Consider the following 19,565-nt stretch of genomic DNA (forward strand, 5'->3'; position numbering starts at 1 on the left):
GGCCCCGTCAGAAGAAGACCGAGCGCCGCTGCATGAGCAGCGAGTAGAGCGTCTGCTGGATCGTCTCGCGGACCTGGTCGGTGAGGTCGAAGACGAGCATCGGGTCGTCGGCCGCGCCGGGGCCGAGGTCGGCCGTCTCCACCGGCGCGCCGAACTCGATGATCCACTTGCTGGGCAGCGGGATCAGGCCCAGCGGGCCGAGCAGCGGCCAGGTGGGCGTGATCGGCGCATACGGCGCACCGAACAGCCGGGCGACCGTCTTCATGTTGCCGATGATCGGGTAGATCTCCTCGGCACCGATGATCGAGCACGGGATGATGGGCACGCCGGTCTTCAGGGCGGCGGAGACGAAACCGCCCCGGCCGAAGCGTTGCAGCTTGTAGCGCTCGCTGAACGGCTTGCCGACCCCCTTGAAGCCCTCGGGCCAGACGCCACACAGCTCGCCGCCGGACAGCAGCCGCTCGGCGTCGGGGTTGGCGGCCAGCGTCGAACCGGACCTGCGGGCGAGCTGGCCGACGACCGGGGTCTGGAAGACGAGGTCGGCACCCAGCATCCGCAGGTGGCGGTGCGCCGGGTGCTCGTCGTGGACCGCCACCTGGGTCATCAGCGAGTCCATGGCGATGGTGCCCGAGTGGTTGGCCACGACCAGGCCGCCACCCTCACTGGGGATGTTCTCGATGCCCCGCACCTCGACGCGGAACCATGACCGGTAGAGCGGTCGCAGCACGGGCAGGTAGAAGTGCCTGGTGAAGTCCTCGTCGAAGCCGAACTCGTCGACGGTGTAGTCGCCGGTCACCCGTCGGCGCACGAACGACAGCAGCGACGCGAGATGACGCTCGACGTCGTCGGAGGAGATGCCCGCCGCCTCAGCGGCGACCCGGACCGCGGCGATCCCCGCCGTCAGCAGCTCTTCGATGCCCGGCGCGACGCTCCTGGACGTCGGGGGCTCGGCGACCGCCACCGGCACGACGGTCTCGTCGGTCACCGCCTTGAGCGCGCGCACCTTCGGCTCCGCCGTATGCCGGGTGCTCGCCTTGCGCGCACCGGTCCCCGCCCGCGGCGTGCGGGGCGGCTTGGCGACTGCGGGAGTGCGAGCTCCGGAACGGGAGACGGCCTTGCGGGTGGGCACCGCCTTGGCCACCGGTCGGGGCCGGTGCTTCCCGCCGGTCGCCACGCTGGCCTGGGCTTTCGTCGTCGCAGTGGTGGTGGTCGTGGAAGTGGTCGTCCTGGGACTCGTCGTAGGAGTGGCCGACGCCGTGGTGGCTGCGCCGACGCGCGCTTCGGCGCCGGTCGACGCGATGAGTGGCGTGCTGCGCCGCTTGGCCCGCTCCCCGGAGGCGCGGGCGGCGCCGGCTGCGAGGGCACCCTTGCGGGCGGTGGGCTTGGCCGATTTCTTCGGCGTCGAGGCCATCAGTCGTTCCTCCCTGCAGCCCACACGTGGCTGATCGCGCCGACGGCTGTCTCAGCGGCGCCGGTGACGGCCGACCGGAAGATCCCCGCGCCCGGGATCACCGGGCCGACACCCTGCGCGAAGTCCGCGAAGGCCGCCCGCGTCGTGTACTCCGGCTCGTACCCCAGCACCTCACGCATGCGGCGGGTGTCGAGGCCACGGCCGAAGGCCAGGAACTGGATCTGGTCGCCGCTGAAGTCGGCGAGGCCGGACCGCTTGACCAGGTTGCCGAAGATGCCGGCCGCGGGCATCGGCACCGGGATGATGGGCCTGCCGGCCATCCCCGCCGCCTGGCTCACGGTGATGACGCCGTCGCCCGCGACGTTGGTGATCCCCGTGCTCGGGCCGGTCGTGGCGAGCAGCAGGGAGCCGATGGCGTCGCTCTCGTGCACGAACTGCAGCCGGGCGTCATACCCGAACGGCACAGGGACGACGGGGAGAGCGAAGTAGTCGGTCAGCGACGTGCGGATCCCGCGGCCGATGATGTTGGCGAACCTCAGCATGGAGATCTCGACGTCGGGACGGCGACGCGAGAAGCCCCGGACATACCCCTCGACCTCGACGGAGTCCTTGCCGAACCCCGCTCTGGGCAAGGACTTCGGGCCCATGTCCTCGGTGAACATGGCGGGGTCACGCGGGCTGGAGCCGTAGATGGCCGCCGACGACTTCACCACGAGCCGCTTGATGCTCGGCGCCTTCTGGCATGCAGCGAGGAGCTGCATCGTGCCGATGACGTTGATCTCCTTCTGCGACGTGCGGCCACCGGCGTGGGTCGGCGTGGCGATGACGTTCATGTGCACGACGGTGTCGACCTCGGACTGCGCGATGATCTTGCCGATCATCGGGTTCCGGATGTCCGCGCGCACGAACTCGGCGCGGCCGATGTCACCGGGCGGCGGGATGACGTCGACGCCGATGACGCGCTTGACCGACGGGTCCTGCGTCAGGGCCCTGGCGAACTGCCCGCCGAGATACCGCGAGACGCCCGTCACGAGGACGACATCAGCCACGATCACTCCCGGTGGGTCCGATGGTCGCGAGGCTCGCGACCCGTGCCAACCCTACCGAGACGGGTGCCACGGCTGGCAGGGAAGCACCATCCGTGGACGCGTGCCTCGTCACATCTGCAGCCGACCGCCCACCCCCACCGCGCACACCAACCGCCCTCCCCGGCAGACAAAAGGCCCCCGCTGTGCGGGGGCCCTCGATCACTTCTTGTTGCGACGCTGGTGGCGCGTCTTGCGAAGGAGCTTGCGGTGCTTCTTCTTCGCCATGCGCTTGCGGCGCTTCTTGATGACAGAGCCCATGGTGTCCTCTTGGTCGTGGTCGGTGTTGCCGGACGGGGCAACGAACCAACGCACCACGCCGAACTGTCACGACACTCTAGCGGCCCACGTCCCCGCAACCCAAACCCACCTCTGCCCGGGCACCCACACGGACCCACACAGGCGGGGTGGGCCGGGACTGTCGTCCCGACCCACCCCGTCGACGTGCGGTCAGCACCAATCAGGCGGTGTCGACGTAGGACGTGCGCAGGTACTTGTGCACGGCGTCCTCCGGAACCCGGAATGACCGTCCCACGCGAATGGCGGGAAGCTCTCCTGCGTGCACCATGCGGTACACCGTCATCTTCGACACGCGCATGATCGAGGCCACCTCGGCGACGGTCAGGAACCGCACCTCGGCGAGCTGTCGCTCGTTGGACATGATTACCTCGATCTTCTACACGCGCGCATCGCCGGCTTCCCGTCCGGCGGACCTCTACGCTCGTGCAAGAGGAACTGTAGGGGCTGATGTGACTCGTGGGGAAGCCAACTGAGAAAACTGGTTGGACTTGTCCAGCCGACACGCCGCGATGACCTCGGAAATCACAATCATGTCACTCCCCTCAGTCGAACCAGGGGTCCAGCCCGTGCAGTGCGAAGACGGCCTCCCGGGTCGCCATGATCGCCCGGTCCACCTCGTCGTGGGGGTTGTATCCCATGTCCCAGGGCTGGTGCCAGATCGGTCCGTCCGCAGGGTCGAGGTCGCCCATCCGGCGGGGGCCCTCGCGGCCCAGAGCCTGTCGCACGTGGTCGAGCCACTCCTGCGGCACCGGCTCGGTCAGCGGGATCGGCCGGTGCGCGGCGATGGCGGTCAGGTGCGTCCACGTCCTCGGCACGACCTGGACCAGCTCGTAGCCGCCGCCGCCCAGGGCGACCCAGCGGCCGTCGCAGACCTCGTGGGAAAGGCGGTGCAGCGCGTCCGCGGCCATCCGCTGGGCGTCGACCGACAGCGCGAGGTGGGCCAACGGGTCCTGGGCATGGGTGTCGCAGCCGTGCTGGGTGACCAGCACGTCAGGCTTGAAGGCCCGCACGAGGGGCAGCGCCGTGGAGTGCAGCGCGCGCAGCCAGGCGGAGTCACCGGTCCCCGGCGGCAGTGCGACGTTGACCGCCTCACCCTGCGCCTGCGGGCCTCCGATGTCCCGAGCGAAGCCGGTGCCGGGGAACAGCGCCCGCCCGGACTCGTGCAGCGAGATCGTCAGCACCCGGGGGTCGTTCCAGAAGATGCGCTCGACCCCGTCCCCGTGGTGCACGTCGACATCGACGTACGCGACGCGCTGGGCACCGTGGTCGAGCAGCCACTGGATCCCCACGGCGACGTCGTTGTAGATGCAGAAGCCGGAGGCGTTCCCGGCCATCGCGTGGTGGAGCCCGCCGCAGAAGTTGACGCCGTGGCGGGTCCGGCCCTCCCAGACGTCGGCACACACCTGGCGCGTCCCCTCGACCACGCGGGCGCTCGCGTCGTGCATGCCCGTGAAGGCCGGGTCGTCCTCGGTGCCGAGCCCGTAGGCCGGGTCGGCCGACGAGGGGTCGGCGGACGCGGCCTTGACGGCGGCGACGTAGTCGGCGCTGTGCACCGTGGCCAGGACCTCGTCGTCCGGCACGGCCGGGGAGAACACCTCGACGTCGTCCGCGTCGAACACCCCGAACGCCTCGCAGAGCCGCGCCGTCAGGTCGAGGCGGGCCGGGTTCATGGGATGACCCGGCCCGAAGTCGTAGGCAGTGAAGCCTGGGTCCCAGACCACCCGCACCTGTGAGGGCATGACCCGACGCTACCGGGCAGGAGCCGATCGCGGACACCACGGTCCCGCCTGCAGGGACGCGCTAGCGTTGGAGGTCTCAGCATCACCAGGCCCCGGAGGACCGCAGTGGCGAAGAAGCTCTACGAGGACGACGTCCTCGTCATCGGCCTGGGCCGGTTCGGCGGTGCCGTGGCCATCGAGCTCCAGCGGCTGGGACACCACGTCGTGGCCGTCGAGCGCGACCCGCAGCTCGCCGAGTCGTTCCTCGGCAAGGTGACCCGCATCGTGCAGGCCGACGCCAGCCAGCCCCAGTCGGTCGCCAACCTCAAGGCGCGCAGCTTCCAGATCGCGGTCGTCGGCATCGGGTCCTCGGTCGAGGCGTCGGTGCTGTGCGCCATGAACCTCGTGGACGCGGGCATCCCGACGATCTGGGCCAAAGCGCTCTCGCCGGAGCACGCTCGCATCCTCGACCGCATCGGCGTGCACCACGTCATCTCCCCCGAGGCCGAGACGGGTCGCCGCGTCGCGCACCTGCTCAACGGCAAGCTGATGGACTACATCGAGTTCGACGACGGGTTCGCCATCGTCAAGATGAAGCCCCCCCTGGAGTCGATCGGTTTCACGTTGGCGCAGAGCGCCATCCGCAGCAAGTACGGCGTGACCGTCGTGGGCGTGAAGTCACCGGGCGCCGACTTCACCTACGCGGTCCCGGAGACCAAGGTGTCGGCCCACGACACCCTGATCGTCAGCGGACCGACCGACCTGCTCGACCGCCTCGCCGCCCGTCCCTGATCCAGGGGACGTGAGGTGTGCGCGCGGCCGGCCGCGCGGCATACCTTGCGGCACACGGGGGTTCAGAACGACCTCAGAACCTGGGGACGCCGCGGTCCTCGCCGAGGGGAAGCACCATGGCGACCTCGTCCTCGGGGTCGCCGGCACCCTGGACCCGCATCGGCCGGCGGCTGTCGGTGGGCCGGAAGCCGAAGCCGCTGGCGAAGGCCACCGCGCGACCGTTGTCCACCCCCACCCAGTAGGCGAGGTGGCTGCGCCCCTGCTGCCGGGCGGCATCCGCCCCCGCCTGGACCAGCTGCGTCGCGACCCCGGTTCCCCGGGCACTGGGCGCGACCCACAGGCCGAACAGCTCCGCGACCTTCTCGTTGTCCCGCTCACCCTCGTGGCGGGCCTGACCGACGCTCGCCACTCCGACCGCAGTGCCATCCTGCTCCGCGATGAGTCGCTGCGAGCGCCGCATCCTGGTGCGCCAGAAGTCCTCGTCGTAGGCGCGTTCCTCCTCGACGCTGGCCACGAAGGCGTCAGGTGAGTCCTCGAGCGCGCTGAGCCGCACCGATCGGTACTGCTCCCACTCGTCCTCACCCAAAGACCGCACGGTGATGTCGCTCATGGACCCACTCTCGCACGATCAGCGCGGGTTGGGTCAGGGCGTTTGCTGGGTGTTCACCCAGAGACGGCTGGGACCTCGTCGAGGACGTGCTCCATCTCGAACTCCGCCACCTGGGGCTGGTGCGGCAGGGCACCGACCCGCCCGGTGCGGGTGAATCCGACACGTTCGTAGAACCCGATCGCCCGGTCGTTGTCGTCGGCCACGTCGAGCGCGACCCGCCGCAGGCCGGCGCCGCGGGCGTGCTCGAGCAGGGCGTTGACCAGCGCGTCCGCCACGCCCCGGCCGCGGGCGTGCGAGGCCACCCACATCGCCACGAGCCGGGTCTCGTCGTCGGGCTAGTCCGGCGGGCGGAAGGAGGTGACCGACCCGAGGGGCAGCTCGCCCTCGAACGCCAGCCACGCGTGGCTGTCGTCCATCCGTTGGACCCACAGCTCGTCGGGGAACGCGACCTCACGCGCAAAGGTGCTGCCGTACGCCAGGGGCGTGTCGAGCAGCATGGCCAGGCGGACGCCGCGGACGACCCGCCAGAGCGACGGCTCCACCGCCACGACGGCGAGCGACGCGGACAGCAGCGGAGCAGCCTCGGAGTCTGCGGCCACGCTCGACTCAGTCATTCCCGGACGCGAGCTCGTGCGATCGGGTCGCGGCGGCCTCCATCGCCGTGATGAAGGCGGCCCGGACCTTGTGGTCGTCGAGCTGGCGCAGCGCGGCAGCCGTGGTGCCCCCGGGCGAGGTCACCTGCTCGCGCAGGACGGTGGGGTGCTGGCCGGTCTCGCGCATCATCGTCGCCGCACCGAACAGCGTCTGGACGACGAGCTCGGTGGCGGTGGGGCGAGGCAGCCCGAGCACCACGCCCGCCTCGATCATCGCCTCCACGACGTAGAAGATGTAGGCGGGGCCACTGCCGCTGATCGCGGTGACGGCGTCCTGGTGCTTCTCGGCGACCTGGACGACCCGGCCGCAGGACCGCAGGAGCTCGGCAGCCTCCTCGAGGTGCGCCGGGTCCGCACTGCGCCCCGGGCTCACGGCGGCCATGCCCTCGTCGACGAGCGCCGGGGTGTTGGGCATGACGCGGACGACGGCGACCCCCGCGGGCAGCCGGCTCTCGAGGTAGGCGGTGGGGATGCCAGCGGCCAGGCTGACCACGAGGTTGCCCGGCGACACGTGGTCGCGGATCTCCTCGACGAGGCCACCCATGTCCTGCGGCTTGACGACCAGGACCAGGGTGTCGGCGACCTCCGCCGCCTCGACGTTGGACATGGCACGCACGCCGTACTGCTCGGCCAGCTGGTCCGCCCGGTCCGGGCGCCGAGCGGTCACGACCAGCTCGTCCACCCGACGACCCGACCGGATCAGCCCGGACAGGAGCGTCTCGCCCATCACGCCGGCCCCGAGGATTGCGACAGTTCCCATGAGGGCAGTCTCTCAGCCGTTCGATGTCAACGCGCCGGGATTCTCCGGCGCGTTGACATCGAACCGGTGGGTATGCGGCGGGGCGGGGTCAGTTCTTGGTGGCGAGGCCGCGCAGGAAGAACATCGCGTTGGCGGGGCGCTCGGCCATCCTGCGCATGAGGTAGCCGTACCACTCCTCGCCGTAGGGGATGTAGACCCGCATCTGGTTGCCCCGGTCGGCGATCCGCTTCTGCTCCTCGGGCCGGATCCCGTAGAGCATCTGGTACTCGTAGCTGTCCGCGTCGCGCTGGTGGTGCGCGGCCAGCGCGCCGGCGATCTCGATCAGCCGCGGGTCGTGGCTCGCCACCATGGGGTAGCCGGAGCCGGCCATCAGGATCTTCAGGCAGCGCACGTAGTTCTGGTCGACGTCCGAGCTGCTCTGGTAGGCAACGGACTCCGGCTCCTTGTACGCCCCCTTGCACAGCCGCACCCGGCTGCCCTCGTGGGCCAGGTCGCGGCAGTCCGCCTCGCTGCGGTGCAGGTAGGACTGGATCACGGCCCCGACCCAGGGGAAGTCCTGGCGCAGCTCGCGCAGCGACTCCAGCGTCGCGTCCGTCGTGGTGTGGTCCTCCATGTCGAGGGTCACCGTCGTGCCGGCGTTCGCCGCGGCCTGGCAGATCTCGCGGGCGTGGTCGAGGGCGATCTTGTGGCCGTCGCCCGGCAGGTACTGGCCCAGGGCGGAGAGCTTGAGGCTCACCTCGCCCATGCCGTGCTGGGACAGGTCGGCGTCCGAGAGCGCCTTGAGCAGCTCGAGGTAGTGGTCACGGGTGCGGATCGCCTGCGTGAGGTCGGTCGTGTCCTCCCCCAGGTAGTCGATCGTCGCCAGCCGGTTGGTCGCACGCAGCTCGGCCGTGGCGCTGACCGCATCCCCCGTGCGGTCGCCGGGGACGAACCGCCGGACGACACTGCGGCTCACCGGCGCCTTCTCGATCGTCTGTCGCACGGCGCCGCTCTTGGAGAGCTGGAGCAGGCTGTTGCGCAGCAGGTCACTGGCGTCCACGGCGGTCCTTCCTAGCGGTGGTCGCGGAGGTCACGACCGCCGACAAGGCTAACCGCCCCGCAGGTATGCCGCGTCGCGGGTCCCGCCCCTGACCTGCCCTGACCTGCCTTGACTCCGCCCCTGACGCTGCCCCTGACGTTGCCCCTGACCAGGCGCCCCGCCCGCTCAGGCGGTGCGGCGACGCAGGGTCAGGCTGCCCAGGACCAGGGCGACGAGCACCCACAGACCGATGACTGCCGCGTCACCGGCGACGGCGGCTCCGGGAGTGGCACTGGAGGTGACGGACTTCATGGCGTCCACGGCATACGACAGGGGGAGCACGTCGGAGAGCCAGCGCAGGACGTCGGGGAGACCGTCGCGGGCCACGAGCAGCCCGCACAGCAGGAACTGCGGCAGCACGAACGCCGGCATGAACTGGACCGCCTGGAACTCGGTGCGCGCGAAACCGCTCGCGAGTAGGCCCACCGCGGTCCCGAGCAGGGCGTCGAGCACGGCCACCACCACGAGCAGCCACAAGGGTCCGGCGACGTCCAGGCCGCACACGTACACCGCGAACGCCGTGGCGATGAGGGCCTGCAGGATCGCCATCACCCCGAACGCGAGGGCGTAGCCGAACATGAAGTCGCCCTTGCCCATCGGGGTGGTGAGCAGGCGCTCGAGGGTCCCGGAGGTCCGCTCGCGCAAGGTCGCGACGCTCGTGACGATGAACATCACCACGAAGGGGAACACGCCCAGCAGCGGCGCCCCGAGCCCGTCGAAGACCGGGGTGCCGTTGAAGATCCAGGCCAGCAGGCCGATCAGCACGCAGGGGACGACGAGCATGAGCCCGATGGTCCGGTGGTCGGCGCGCAGCTGGGCCAGGACCCGGCCGGCTGTGACGAGAGTGCGGTGGACGTTCATCGGGCGGCCTCCTCGGCGCGGTCGATCAGGGACAGGAACGCGTGCTCGGCGTCATCGGCTCCGGTGCGGGCGAGCAGCTCAGGCAGCGTCTCGTCGGCGAGGATCCGGCCCTCGCGAAGCAGGAGCAGCCGGTCGCAACGGCTCGCCTCGTCCATCACGTGGCTCGAGACCAGCAGCGAACGTCCTTGCGCTGCAAGGCGTTTGAACAGCTGCCACAGGTCACGCCGCAGCACCGGGTCGAGCCCGACGGTGGGTTCGTCGAGGACCAGCAGCTCGGGGTCGCCGACGAGGGCCGCCGCGAGCGACACCCGCGACCGCTGCCCCCCGGAGAGTCGTCCCACGAGCGAGTCGGCATGGTCGGCGAGGTCGACCGCCTCGATGGCCTCGTCGGCCGCTGACATCGCCACGCCCAGGATGCTGGCGAAGTAGCGCACGTTGGCCCGTACCGACAGGTCGTCATAGACGCTGGGGATCTGGGTGACGTACCCGATGCGGTGGCGCAGCGACGGCGAGCCTGCGGGCTCCCCCAGCACCATGACGTCGCCGGACTCCACGACCTGGACCCCCACGACCGCCCGGATCAGCGTCGACTTGCCGCTACCGCTGGGGCCGAGCAGCCCGACCACCTGCCCCGCGGGGACCGACATGGTCAGGCCGGGCAACACCTCACGACCGCCGCGCACCACCCGGAGGTCCGTGATCTCGATGGCGTTTTTCATCATGCGATGAAATGTACTCCTGGGATGACCCCTGGACAAGACCCCGGTGTGCCGGACGGCCGGTCGCCTGGGGAGCAAAGGCCTAAGGAGCGTGGCCTAAAGGAGCGGGGGCTACGGAGCGAGGTAGCGCTGGATGGTTGGGCCGACGAGGGCGGCCAGCTCGTCGTGGTCCGCGTCCACCACGGCGGGGAACTCGACGATGTAGCGCATCATCGCCAGGCCCACCATCTGGGAGGCCGCCAGGCCTGCCCGCAGCTCGAGGTCGGCCGGGCGGTGGCCGTCGGCTGCCAGCGCCCCGAGCACCCTGCCGAACACCTCGCGGGTCAGGAACTCACGCAGCATCCGGGTCGCCTCCTCGTGGCTGACCGCGGCACGCATGAGGGCCTGGAATCGCTGCCGACCTTCCTGGGAGTCCCACACGCCCAGGAAGGTCCGCACCAGCGCCTCGCCCACCTGGTCCCGGGGCCCGTCGACGACGGCGCCGATCAGGGCCGCCGGGTCGGCCGGGATGTCCATCACCGCTGCGAAGAGCTGGGCCTTGCCACCGAAGTAGTGGTGCACCAGGGCCGGGTCGACCGCCGCCCGGCGGGCGATGCCGCGCAGCGAGGTGCCGTCGTACCCCTGGTCGGCGAAGTCCACCCTGGCCGCCTCGACGATGGCCTGCCTCGTGTCCACGCCTCCGGGTCGCCGGCCACGGGGACTCACGGCGCGCCCACCGCCGACGCGGTGGCCAGGTGCAGTCGGGCGAAAGCCAAGGCCTCAGCGAGGTCGACCTCGCGCTCCTCGGCCGTCAGCTTGCGGGTCCCGACCTCCACGACGACGGAACCGGAGAACCGTTGCACCGCAAGCATCTCCAGGAACTCCGCGCAGGGCTGGGTGCCACGTCCGGGGACGAGGTGCTCGTCCTTGAGGGACCCGAGCCCATCCGCGAGGTGGACGTGCGCGAGGCGCGGCCCGAGTGCCGCGGCCATGGCCATGGCGTCGGAGCCCGCCGTCGAGGTGTGCGACAGGTCGAGGGTCACGTGGTCGTAGGCCTGCGGCACCGGGTCCCAGTGCGGCAGGTAGGCCTCGAACTCCCGCTGTCGGGCGCGCCAGGGGAACATGTTCTCGACGGCCAGCGCCACCCCGGTCTCGTGCTCGCGCAGCGCCACGCCCTCGACGAACTCGCTGGCGTACTCCTTCTGCCAGCGGAACGGCGGGTGCAGCACCACCGTCGACGCGCCCACCTCCTGGGCCAGCGCGATCGAGTTGTCGACCTTCGTCCACGGGTCCGGCCCCCAGATGCGCTGGGTGAGCAACAGCGTGGGCGCGTGCACGGACACGACGGGTATGCCGTGCAGCCGGGACAGCGCGGCCAGCGCCCCCGCCTCCTGCGAGACCGGGTCGGTCCAGACCATCACCTCGACGGCGTCATAGCCGAGCCGAGCCGCCGTGGCGAAGGCCGAGGCACAGGTGTCGGGATACACCGAGGCGGTCGAGAGGGCGACCGAGGCTCCTGGGATCGACACGGCTCCGGCCATGCACCGAGCCTACCGAGCAGGCGTCAGCGCATCGCGTCGAGCCTGCTGAGGATCACGCCTTCACGCAGTGCCCACGGGCAGATCTCGAGGCGCTCCAGGCCGAGTAGGTCCATCGCCGCCTCAGCCACGAGAGCGCCCGCGAGCAGCTGTCGGGAGCGGCTGGCAGAGACGCCTGACAAGCGCTCCCGCTGGTGGGCGGTCATCCCACTGAGCTCGGCCACGACCGAGGCGAGGGCGCTGCGCTCGAGGCTCCGCGCGGCATACGGGCCGTCGCTGCTCGGCGCCGCGCCGGTGACCCGGGCGAGCGAACGCATGGTCTTGGAGGTGCCCACGGCACGGTCCGCGGCGCCGGCCTTGGCCAGCGGTCGCACGGCCGCGGCGAGCCGCAGCCGGATGGCCCTGCGGGCGTCCCGGACCACCTCGGCCGTGGGTGGGTCACCCGGGAGGAGGTCGCGCGTCAGCCGCCCGGCCCCCAGGGGCAGCGACACCGCGGCGTCGGGGTCCTCGTCCATGCCGGCAGCGAGCTCGAGCGACCCACCGCCGATGTCCACGACGAGCAGCGTGCCGCTCGACCAGCCGAACCAGCGGCGCGCGGCCAGGAAGGTCAGCCGCGCCTCGTCCTCGCCGGACAGCACCTGGAGGGCCACTCCGGTCCGCGCTCGCACCCGGGCCAGCACGTCCTCACCGTTCGGTGCCTCGCGGATCGCGCTGGTGGCGAAGGCCATCACCTCCTCGACGCCCTGGTCCTCGGCGACCGTCAGGCACTCCTGGATGAACTCGATCAGGGCGGCCTCGCCCGACTCGGCGATGTCACCGCTGTCGGTGACGTGCTCGGAGAGCCGAAGCTCGATCTTGTGCGACGTGGCGGGCAGCGGCTGGGCGCCCCGGTGCGCGTCGACGACGAGCAGGTGGACGGTGTTGGAGCCGATGTCGATGACCCCGAGACGCATGGCTGCACGCTATCGGCTGGGCGCGACGTAAGGTTGCGACGTGCCCGAGACCCCGCTCGACACCGCCCGCATCTGGGTGGAGTTCACCGACCCCGCCGACACCGGACAGCGCTTCCGCTGCGACCTGACGTGGCTGACCTCGAGCTGGACCTGCATCTTCGGCAGCGGCTGCCAGGGCATCTACGCCGGTCGACCGGACGACGGCTGCTGCACCCTGGGCGCCCACTTCACCGACGACGACGACATCAAGCGGGTCAAGAAGGTGGTCAAGGAGCTCGGCGAGGACGAGTGGCAGCTGCATCCCGGCTCCACGAAGGCGTCGGCCTGGACGGAGACGGAGGACGACGCCCTCAAGACCAAGGTCGTCGACGGCGCCTGCATCTTCCTCAACCGGCCGGGCTTCCCCGCCGGGGCGGGCTGCGCGCTGCACCAGCACGGCGTCCTCACCGGCAAGGCGCCCCACACGGTCAAGCCCGACGTGTGCTGGCAGCTGCCGATCCGTCGTACCTACCGCAAGGTCGAGCTGCCCGACGGGTCGAGCTGGCAGGAGGTCTCCATCACCGAGTACGACCGCCGCGGCTGGGGACCCGGTGGTCACGACCTCGACTGGTACTGCTCCTCCAACCCCGAGGCCCACGTCGGCCGCGAGCCCGTCTTCCGCAGCAACCGGGGCGAGCTCGTCGAGCTGATGGGCGAGGAGGCGTACGGGGAGCTGGAGATCCGCTGCGAGGCGCACCTGGCCAGCGTGAAGGCCGCCAGCAACGCCTACTCCCGCAAGATGCTCCCGCTGCTGGTGCATCCCGCGACGCTGGCTGCGCAAGAGTCCCGCAAGTCCCGATGAGCCCGACCTCGGACGGGCCCGACCCGACCGAGCCGGAGCCGACCGAGCCGCGGCCGGAGCCGACCCGCAGCCCCAACATCTGGGACTTCCCCGACGTCTACGAGGTCGAGAACCTCGGGGTCGACCGCGCCGGGCTGATCGAGGCCGCGATGGCTTCGCTGCAACCCTTCGCCGGCGCCGACCTCCTCGACGTCGGCTGCGGGACCGGCTTCCACCTGCCCCGGTTCGCCTCCCTCGGGTGCGTGAGCGTCGTGGGGATCGAGCCGCACCCACCCCTGGTCTCCCTTGCCGAGCAACGCATCTCGGGTATGCCGGGCGTGCGGGTCCTCGAGGGCGCTGCCCAGTCCCTGCCGCTGGCCGATGCCTGCGTGGACATCGCCCACGCGCGGTGGGCCTACTTCTTCGGGGCCGGCTGCGAACCTGGCCTGCGCGAGCTCGAGCGGGTCCTGCGACCCGGCGGCACGGCCTTCGTCGTCGACAACGACCCCACGCGCTCGACCTTCGGCAGGTGGTTCACGCGTACCCATCCGTCCTACGATCCCGTTGCGGTGGAACGCTTCTGGGCACGCCAGGGCTGGTCCCGTGAACGCCTGGTGATCGACTGGTCGTTCGACTCGCGCGCAGACTTCGAGTCGGTGCTGCGGATCGAGTTCCCCGAGACGGCCGCGGAGGGGATCCTCGCGGAGCATGAGGGCAGCGGGGTCGACTACGCCGTCAACCTGTGGTGGCGCCGGTTCTGAGGGTGCGGCAGGGTGGGGAGGCACGGCAGGTCCCGAGCCAATGGAGGTTGTCATGACCGGCTACGAAGCCACCGCCGGCGTCGAGGTCGACGCCGCACCCGACCGGGTGTGGGCAGCGCTCACCGACCCGGAGCAGATTGCGCAGTACATGATGGGCTCGCGGGTCGAGTCCGACTGGGAGATCGGCGGCCCCATCACGTGGAGCGGCGAGATGGACGGCAAGCCGTACCGGGACAAGGGCGAGGTGCTGGAGGTCGACCCGGGCATCCGGCTCTCGGTCACGCACTACAGCCCGCTGATGGGCGAGGAGGACGTGCCGGAGAACTACCACACGGTCTCGTACGACCTGGCTCCCTCGGGGGACGGCACCTCGGTGAAGCTGACCCAGGACGGGTGCTCCACCCAGGAGCAGGCGCAGCAGTTCTCGCGGAACTGGCAGGGCATGCTCGACGGCCTGAAGAAGGTCGTCGAGGGCAGCGTCGCGGGCAGCTGACCGCGCCCCCGCGCCCGCTGGTCGGCGGGGCGGGACCGCGCTGTCGGCGGGGCGGGACCGCGCTGTCGGCGGCCCCCCGTAGGTTGTCGGCCATGGCAGCCAAGACGTCGACCAGGTCGAGCGGTTTCCGCTGCTCCGAGTGCGGCTGGACGGCCGTCAAGTGGGTGGGCCGGTGCGGGGAGTGCCAGGCCTGGGGCAGCGTCAGCGAGATCGGCGCCGTCACCCTGCGCACGACGGCCGCCACTCGCGTCGATCGACCCGCCATCCCGATCGGTCAGGTCGACGCGCGACGCGCCGAGGCGGTGAGCACCGGAGTCGGTGAGTTCGACCGCGTCCTGGGTGGCGGACTCGTGCCCGGCGCGGTCGTGCTGGTGGCCGGCGAGCCCGGGATCGGCAAGTCCACCCTGCTGCTCGACGTGGCCGCCCGCGCCGCCCGGTCCGGGGACGGCCGCACCGTCCTCTATGTCACCGGTGAGGAGTCGGCCGCCCAGGTCCGGATGCGGGCCGAGCGGATCGAGGCGATGGCCTCCTCGCTGTTCCTCGCCGCCGAGACCGACCTCGCCACCGTGCTCGGCCAGATCGACGCGGTGCAGCCCGACCTGGTGATCGTCGACTCGGTGCAGACCGTCTCCAGCGGCGACGTCGAGGGGGCCGCCGGCAACGTCACGCAGGTCCGTGAGGTCGCGGCGTCGCTGATCCAGGTGGCCAAGGCCCGCGGCATCGCCACCCTGCTCGTCGGGCACGTGACCAAGGACGGGTCGATCGCCGGTCCGCGCGTCCTGGAACACCTCGTCGACGTGGTCGTGCAGTTCGAGGGTGACCGGCACTCCCGGCTCCGGCTCGTGCGCGCGGTGAAGAACCGCTACGGCCCCACCGACGAGGTCGGCTGCTTCGACCTCTCCGACGTGGGCATCGTCGGGCTGGCCGACCCCAGCGGCCTCTTCCTGTCGCGCGGCACCCTGAGCGTGCCCGGCACCTGCGTGACGGTGACGCTCGAGGGCCGTCGACCCCTGATGACCGAGGTGCAGGCGCTGGTCGCCAAGAGCGAGATCCCCACCCCTCGGCGTGCCACCAGCGGGCTGGACTCCGCTCGGGTCGCGATGATCATCGCCGTGCTGGCCAAGCGGGCACAGGCCCCGATCGGCAACGCCGACGTCTACCTCTCCACCGTCGGTGGCGTGCGGCTCACCGAACCGGCCTCCGACCTCGCGATCGCCCTCGCGGTGGCCAGCGCGGTCAAGGACCAGCCGCTGCCCGACCATGCCATCGCCTTCGGTGAGCTGGGACTGGCCGGCGAGATCCGGCCGGTGACCGGCATACCTCGTCGACTGGCGGAGGCGGGGCGCCTGGGCTTTCGCACCGCCTACGTCCCGTCTGGCGTCCTCGGCACCGCTCCCCTGCCCGAGGGCATGCAGGTGGTCGAGTGCGACGACATTCGGACCGCGGTGCGCGCGGCGTTGCTGCCCGGGCACAGTTAGACTCGCGCCAGACCGACGCCAGCGGCACCAAAGGGGTTTTACCAGTGGACATTCGCGAGGACGAGGTGCTGCGCGCCACCCTCGCCGCCGTGGCACCCGGCACCGAGCTGCGTGATGGACTCGAGCGCATCCTGAGGGGGCGCACCGGTGCGCTCATCGTCCTCGGCCACGACCGGACAGTGGAGCAGCTGTCCACCGGCGGCTTCCCGCTCGACGTGGAGTTCTCGGCCACCCGCCTGCGGGAGCTGGCCAAGATGGACGGCGGCATCGTGCTGGACCGTGAGGCCTCGCGCATCCTGCGCGCCGCCACCCAGCTGGTCCCCGACCCCTCGATCGAGACGAGCGAGTCGGGCACGCGGCACCGCACTGCCGAGCGGGTCGCCAAGCAGACCGGCTACCCGGTGATCTCGGTGAGCCAGTCGATGCGGATCGTCGCCATCTACGTCGACGGCCGGCGGCACGTCCTCGAGGACTCCAGCGCGATCCTGTCCCGTGCCAACCAGGCCCTGCAGACGCTCGAGCGCTACAAGGCGCGTCTCGACGAGGTGACCGGCACCCTCTCCGCCCTCGAGATCGAGGACCTCGTCACCGTCCGCGACGTCGCTAGCGTGCTGCAGCGTCTCGAGATGGTGCGACGCATCCGCGACGAGATCTCCGGCTACGTCGTCGAGCTGGGGGTCGACGGACGCCTGCTCACGCTCCAGCTCGAAGAGCTCACCGGCGGTCTGGGCAACGACCGCGAGCTCGTCATCCGCGACTACCTGCCCGTCACCAGGGCCGACCTGACGCTCGAGGAGGCGATGGCCGCGCTCGAGGAGCTCACCTCCACCGAGCTGCTCGACCTGTCCGCCGGCGCCAAGGCAGTCGGGTTCGCCGTCGGCGGCGACTCCCTCGACTCGGCCGTCAGCCCGTGTGGCTATCGCCTGCTGACCAAGGTGCCGCGCCTGCCCGGCGCCATCGTCGACCGGCTGGTCGAGCACTTCGGCAGCCTGCAGAAGCTGCTGGCCGCCAACCTCGAGGAGCTCATGGACGTCGAGGGCGTCGGTGAAGGCCGCGCCCGCGCAGTCCGCGAGGGACTGTCCCGCTTGGCCGAGTCGAGCATCCTCGAACGCTACGTGTGAACACCGGCGCCAGTCCCGAGCAGCTGCACCACCGGGTGCTGGACTGGTACGCCGTGGCCGCGCGCGACCTGCCCTGGCGTCGGCCCGACTGCACCCCGTGGGGCATCTTCGTCTCCGAGGTCATGCTCCAGCAGACCCCGGTCGTCCGGGTCGAACCCGTCTGGCGCGAGTGGATGTCGCGCTGGCCCACGCCGGCTGACCTCGCCGCGGACTCGCCCGGCGAGGCGGTCCGGGCGTGGGGACGGCTGGGCTACCCCCGCCGGGCGTTGCGGTTGCACGCAGCCGCGGTGGCCATGACGGATCGCCATGCGGGAACCGTGCCCGCGACCGAGGCCGAGCTCCTGGCGCTGCCCGGCGTCGGCACCTACACCGCGGCCGCCGTCGCCACGTTCGCCTTCGGCGAGCGGACCACCGTCGTCGACACCAACGTGCGTCGGGTCCTCGCGCGCGTCGTGACCGGCCAGGAGTATGCCGCGCCCTCACCGACCAGGGCTGAGCTCACCGTGGCTGCCGACCTCGTCCCGGCGGACGCCGCCACGGCCCGCACCTGGAGCGTGGCCCTCATGGAGCTCGGGGCCCTGGTCTGCAGCGCGCGGTCACCGCGGTGCTCGGCCTGTCCCGTCGCGGACCTGTGCGCCTGGCAGGTCGCCGGCCGACCGGCATACCGAGGTCCGGCTCGCAAGGGCCAGGCCTGGGAGGGCACGGACCGCCAGCTGCGCGGGGCGTTGCTCGCTGCTCTTCGCGCCAGCCACACGCCCGTGCCACGGTCCGCGCTCGAGTCGTTGTCCGACAACGAGATCCAGCGTGAGCGGTGCCTCGACTCGCTCGTCGCCGACGGCCTGGTCGAGCCACTTGCCGGCGGCCGCTACCGACTACCCGCATCGCGCGAGGCGAGCTGAACCGGCGATGACCCCCACCGCGCCGGGTGACAGCACCGCGTCGAGTGACAGCACCGCGTCGAGTGACAGCACCGCGTCGAGTGGCACCACTGCGTCGAGTGCGGGTAGCACACCGAGCGCCGCGAGGCGGACCGCCCGGACCCTGCGCACCGGGGCCCTTCGCACCGGGCGCGTGGTGGGTCGAGGCACGATGGCCGGCGCCAGGCTGGCCGGTCGGGGCAGCAGGGCGGGCGCCCGTCGGGCCCGCGCCTACACGCACTCGGCCGGCGCCGGCGAGAGTGGCCTAGCGCGCCTCGTCGAGCTGCACTTCGTCAACCTCATGGGTGACGCCGCCCTCACCGTCTCGCTCGCAGGGACGATCTTCGCCATCCCGACCGACGAGGCCCGCGGCCACGTGGCTCAGTTCCTGGTCCTCACGATGGCTCCCTTCGCCCTGCTCGCCCCCTTCATCGGTCCGCTCCTCGACCGGTTCCGGCACGGCCGCCGCTGGGCCATCGGCACCACCCTCGCGCTGCGCGCCTTCCTGTGCTGGGTGCTGGCGGGCGCCGTCGCCAACGACTCCGTGTGGCTCTTCCCCGCCGCCCTGGGCTGCCTGGTCGCCTCGAAGGCGTACGGCGTCACGCGGGCCTCGGCGGTGCCGCGGCTCCTGCCCCCAGGGTTCAGCCTGGTCAACGCCAACTCCCGCAACGCCCTGGCCGGGGTGGCCGGCATGGCCGTCGGTGGCGGCCTCGCGGGCGCCGCTGCCCGGGTGGGCCCCGAGTGGTCGCTGCGGCTGGCCTTCGTCATCTACGTCGTCGGGACCGTGCTGGCCATCCGGCTGCCGTCGCGGGTGGACTCCAGCAGCGGCGAGCAGGACATCGAGGACTCCGGGCCCGTGCCCGTCCGGCGGCACGACGGTCGCCGCCTGGGCCTCTTCCAGCGACTGCGGGCGCGGGTGGCGGCCCTGCCCATCCCGGTCCTAACCGCGCTCTGCAGCGCGGTGGGCGCACGGCTGCTCACCGGGTTCCTCACCCTCTTCATGGCCTTCCTGATGCGCCAGCACCCGCTGCCCGGACACAGCGGGACGTTCGTCCTGGCCCTGGTCGTCGGCGCCGCCGGCCTCGGCAACGCCCTGGGCACCGTCATCGGCAACGCCCTGCGCCGGCTGCGGCCGGACCTCATCATCGCGGCGGCCCTGATCGTCAACGTCGTGGGCGCCCTGGCCGCAGCCCTCTTCTACTCCCTGACCACCGTGCTCGTCCTGGGCCTGGTCGCGGGCCTCGGCGCACAGCTCATCAAGCTGAGCAGCGACGCCGTGGTGCAGCGTGACATCGAGGAGTCCGTACGCACCCGGGTGTTCGCCTGGTCCGAGACGGTGCTGCAGATCGCGTGGGTCATCGGTGGCGGGATCGGCATCGCCCTGCCCCTGGTCCCCCAGCTCGGGTTCGGGGTGATCTCAGCGCTGCTGCTGCTCGTCCTGGCCGCATCGGTGCGGATCAGGATGAGCCGCCACGTCCCTTCCCCGCGGTCGATGTAGAAACGCCGGGATCCCCCGGC

The 19,565-nt window shown here is 71.4% G+C and carries 22 protein-coding genes and 1 pseudogene; 8 read left to right on the plus strand and 15 right to left on the minus strand.

All coding sequences use genetic code 11. The annotated features are described in order from the left end of the window. Positions 1–7 precede the first annotated feature (7 nt). The 5 genes from BJ986_RS04825 to BJ986_RS04845 all read right to left on the minus strand — a co-directional run bounded on the left by BJ986_RS04825 (position 8) and on the right by BJ986_RS04845 (position 4,535). On the minus strand, positions 8–1,411 hold the full coding sequence (locus BJ986_RS04825; RefSeq protein WP_179420961.1) for a lysophospholipid acyltransferase family protein: 1,404 nt from the start codon (positions 1,409–1,411) through the stop codon (positions 8–10). Then, a complete protein-coding gene (locus BJ986_RS04830; RefSeq protein WP_179420962.1) occupies positions 1,411–2,460 on the minus strand; it encodes an NAD-dependent epimerase/dehydratase family protein in 1,050 nt (349 codons plus the stop codon). The genes BJ986_RS04825 and BJ986_RS04830 overlap by 1 nt, the downstream gene beginning before the upstream one ends. A 198-nt stretch (positions 2,461–2,658) precedes the next feature. Next, the gene (locus BJ986_RS04835) at positions 2,659–2,757 is read right to left on the minus strand and encodes a 30S ribosomal protein bS22 (RefSeq protein WP_003792170.1); all 99 of its coding nucleotides are present in this window, start codon (positions 2,755–2,757) and stop codon (positions 2,659–2,661) included. A gap of 199 nt (positions 2,758–2,956) precedes the next feature. Then, the gene (locus tag BJ986_RS04840) at positions 2,957–3,157 is read right to left on the minus strand and encodes a helix-turn-helix domain-containing protein (protein ID WP_056915613.1); all 201 of its coding nucleotides are present in this window, start codon (positions 3,155–3,157) and stop codon (positions 2,957–2,959) included. A 181-nt stretch (positions 3,158–3,338) separates the two neighbouring features. Then, positions 3,339–4,535, minus strand: coding sequence for an acetoin utilization protein AcuC (locus BJ986_RS04845; RefSeq protein WP_179420963.1), 1,197 nt, complete (start codon positions 4,533–4,535; stop codon positions 3,339–3,341). 105 nt (positions 4,536–4,640) lie between these two features. Here BJ986_RS04845 and BJ986_RS04850 point away from each other — a divergent pair, with 105 nt between their 5' ends. Next, positions 4,641–5,306, plus strand: coding sequence for an NAD-binding protein (locus BJ986_RS04850; RefSeq protein WP_179420964.1), 666 nt, complete (start codon positions 4,641–4,643; stop codon positions 5,304–5,306). A 73-nt stretch (positions 5,307–5,379) separates the two neighbouring features. On the opposite strand, the gene BJ986_RS04855 is transcribed toward BJ986_RS04850, so the two are convergent. From BJ986_RS04855 to BJ986_RS04900, 10 genes and pseudogenes are all read right to left on the minus strand, one after another. Further along, the gene (locus BJ986_RS04855; RefSeq protein ID WP_179420965.1) at positions 5,380–5,916 is read right to left on the minus strand and encodes a GNAT family N-acetyltransferase; all 537 of its coding nucleotides are present in this window, start codon (positions 5,914–5,916) and stop codon (positions 5,380–5,382) included. 53 nt (positions 5,917–5,969) lie between these two features. Beyond that, positions 5,970–6,233: pseudogene (locus tag BJ986_RS04860) on the minus strand (GNAT family N-acetyltransferase); the annotation flags it as partial. Between the two features lie 18 nt (positions 6,234–6,251). Next, positions 6,252–6,530, minus strand: a complete 279-nt coding sequence (locus BJ986_RS04865) for a hypothetical protein (protein ID WP_179420967.1) — start codon at positions 6,528–6,530, stop codon at positions 6,252–6,254. Further along, positions 6,523–7,329: a pyrroline-5-carboxylate reductase gene (gene proC / locus BJ986_RS04870; protein WP_179420968.1), complete on the minus strand. Its 807-nt coding sequence runs from the start codon at positions 7,327–7,329 to the stop codon at positions 6,523–6,525. The genes BJ986_RS04865 and proC overlap by 8 nt, the downstream gene beginning before the upstream one ends. 88 nt (positions 7,330–7,417) lie before the next feature. Further along, positions 7,418–8,368, minus strand: coding sequence for a proline dehydrogenase family protein (locus BJ986_RS04875; protein WP_179420969.1), 951 nt, complete (start codon positions 8,366–8,368; stop codon positions 7,418–7,420). A gap of 165 nt (positions 8,369–8,533) precedes the next feature. After that, positions 8,534–9,268 carry an ABC transporter permease gene (locus BJ986_RS04880; protein WP_179420970.1) on the minus strand — a complete coding sequence of 245 codons (735 nt, stop codon included), beginning with the start codon at positions 9,266–9,268 and terminating at the stop codon, positions 8,534–8,536. Continuing rightward, the gene (locus tag BJ986_RS04885; protein ID WP_179420971.1) at positions 9,265–9,990 is read right to left on the minus strand and encodes an ABC transporter ATP-binding protein; all 726 of its coding nucleotides are present in this window, start codon (positions 9,988–9,990) and stop codon (positions 9,265–9,267) included. Before BJ986_RS04885 ends, BJ986_RS04880 begins: the two co-directional genes overlap by 4 nt. Before the next feature lie 108 nt (positions 9,991–10,098). Then, on the minus strand, positions 10,099–10,662 hold the full coding sequence (locus tag BJ986_RS04890) for a TetR/AcrR family transcriptional regulator (protein ID WP_337794852.1): 564 nt from the start codon (positions 10,660–10,662) through the stop codon (positions 10,099–10,101). Positions 10,663–10,688: 26 nt separating this feature from the next. Next, a complete protein-coding gene (locus BJ986_RS04895) occupies positions 10,689–11,507 on the minus strand; it encodes a sugar phosphate isomerase/epimerase family protein (RefSeq protein ID WP_179420973.1) in 819 nt (272 codons plus the stop codon). 23 nt (positions 11,508–11,530) lie between these two features. After that, positions 11,531–12,457, minus strand: a complete 927-nt coding sequence (locus BJ986_RS04900; RefSeq protein ID WP_179420974.1) for a Ppx/GppA phosphatase family protein — start codon at positions 12,455–12,457, stop codon at positions 11,531–11,533. A gap of 40 nt (positions 12,458–12,497) precedes the next feature. Here BJ986_RS04900 and BJ986_RS04905 point away from each other — a divergent pair, with 40 nt between their 5' ends. From BJ986_RS04905 to BJ986_RS04935, 7 genes are all read left to right on the plus strand, one after another. Next, positions 12,498–13,298 (plus strand): DUF3109 family protein, encoded by an 801-nt coding sequence (locus BJ986_RS04905; RefSeq protein ID WP_179420975.1) that lies wholly within the window; start codon positions 12,498–12,500, stop codon positions 13,296–13,298. Continuing rightward, positions 13,295–14,038, plus strand: coding sequence for a class I SAM-dependent methyltransferase (locus BJ986_RS04910; protein WP_179420976.1), 744 nt, complete (start codon positions 13,295–13,297; stop codon positions 14,036–14,038). The genes BJ986_RS04905 and BJ986_RS04910 overlap by 4 nt, the downstream gene beginning before the upstream one ends. A 52-nt stretch (positions 14,039–14,090) precedes the next feature. Further along, on the plus strand, positions 14,091–14,531 hold the full coding sequence (locus tag BJ986_RS04915) for an SRPBCC family protein (protein WP_179420977.1): 441 nt from the start codon (positions 14,091–14,093) through the stop codon (positions 14,529–14,531). Positions 14,532–14,623: 92 nt separating this feature from the next. Continuing rightward, entirely contained in the window at positions 14,624–16,009 is a 1,386-nt protein-coding gene (gene radA / locus BJ986_RS04920; RefSeq protein ID WP_179420978.1) for a DNA repair protein RadA, read from the plus strand. Between the two features lie 44 nt (positions 16,010–16,053). After that, a complete protein-coding gene (disA, locus tag BJ986_RS04925; protein ID WP_179420979.1) occupies positions 16,054–17,130 on the plus strand; it encodes a DNA integrity scanning diadenylate cyclase DisA in 1,077 nt (358 codons plus the stop codon). Next, complete coding sequence (locus BJ986_RS04930) at positions 17,127–18,029, plus strand: HhH-GPD family protein (protein WP_337794853.1); 903 nt, start codon at positions 17,127–17,129, stop codon at positions 18,027–18,029. Before disA ends, BJ986_RS04930 begins: the two co-directional genes overlap by 4 nt. 190 nt (positions 18,030–18,219) lie before the next feature. Further along, positions 18,220–19,545 carry an MFS transporter gene (locus BJ986_RS04935; protein ID WP_238338055.1) on the plus strand — a complete coding sequence of 442 codons (1,326 nt, stop codon included), beginning with the start codon at positions 18,220–18,222 and terminating at the stop codon, positions 19,543–19,545. Positions 19,546–19,565: the final 20 nt, after the last annotated feature.

Origin of the sequence: Pedococcus badiiscoriae, assembly GCF_013408925.1 — a bacterium.
GTDB classification, from domain to species: Bacteria; Actinomycetota; Actinomycetes; order Actinomycetales; family Dermatophilaceae; genus Pedococcus; species Pedococcus badiiscoriae.

Coding starts and splice junctions, on each gene's coding strand:
- BJ986_RS04825 (WP_179420961.1), bottom strand. CDS start 1,411: ATGGCCTCGACGCCGAAGAAATCGGCCAAGCCCACCGCCCGCAAGGGT.
- BJ986_RS04835 (WP_003792170.1), bottom strand. CDS start 2,757: ATGGGCTCTGTCATCAAGAAGCGCCGCAAGCGCATGGCGAAGAAGAAG.
- BJ986_RS04840 (WP_056915613.1), bottom strand. CDS start 3,157: ATGTCCAACGAGCGACAGCTCGCCGAGGTGCGGTTCCTGACCGTCGCC.
- BJ986_RS04845 (WP_179420963.1), bottom strand. CDS start 4,535: ATGCCCTCACAGGTGCGGGTGGTCTGGGACCCAGGCTTCACTGCCTAC.
- BJ986_RS04855 (WP_179420965.1), bottom strand. CDS start 5,916: ATGAGCGACATCACCGTGCGGTCTTTGGGTGAGGACGAGTGGGAGCAG.
- BJ986_RS04865 (WP_179420967.1), bottom strand. CDS start 6,530: ATGACTGAGTCGAGCGTGGCCGCAGACTCCGAGGCTGCTCCGCTGCTG.
- proC (WP_179420968.1), bottom strand. CDS start 7,329: ATGGGAACTGTCGCAATCCTCGGGGCCGGCGTGATGGGCGAGACGCTC.
- BJ986_RS04880 (WP_179420970.1), bottom strand. CDS start 9,268: ATGAACGTCCACCGCACTCTCGTCACAGCCGGCCGGGTCCTGGCCCAG.
- BJ986_RS04885 (WP_179420971.1), bottom strand. CDS start 9,990: ATGATGAAAAACGCCATCGAGATCACGGACCTCCGGGTGGTGCGCGGC.
- BJ986_RS04895 (WP_179420973.1), bottom strand. CDS start 11,507: ATGGCCGGAGCCGTGTCGATCCCAGGAGCCTCGGTCGCCCTCTCGACC.
- BJ986_RS04900 (WP_179420974.1), bottom strand. CDS start 12,457: ATGCGTCTCGGGGTCATCGACATCGGCTCCAACACCGTCCACCTGCTC.
- BJ986_RS04910 (WP_179420976.1), top strand. CDS start 13,295: ATGAGCCCGACCTCGGACGGGCCCGACCCGACCGAGCCGGAGCCGACC.
- BJ986_RS04915 (WP_179420977.1), top strand. CDS start 14,091: ATGACCGGCTACGAAGCCACCGCCGGCGTCGAGGTCGACGCCGCACCC.
- radA (WP_179420978.1), top strand. CDS start 14,624: ATGGCAGCCAAGACGTCGACCAGGTCGAGCGGTTTCCGCTGCTCCGAG.
- BJ986_RS04935 (WP_238338055.1), top strand. CDS start 18,220: ATGGCCGGCGCCAGGCTGGCCGGTCGGGGCAGCAGGGCGGGCGCCCGT.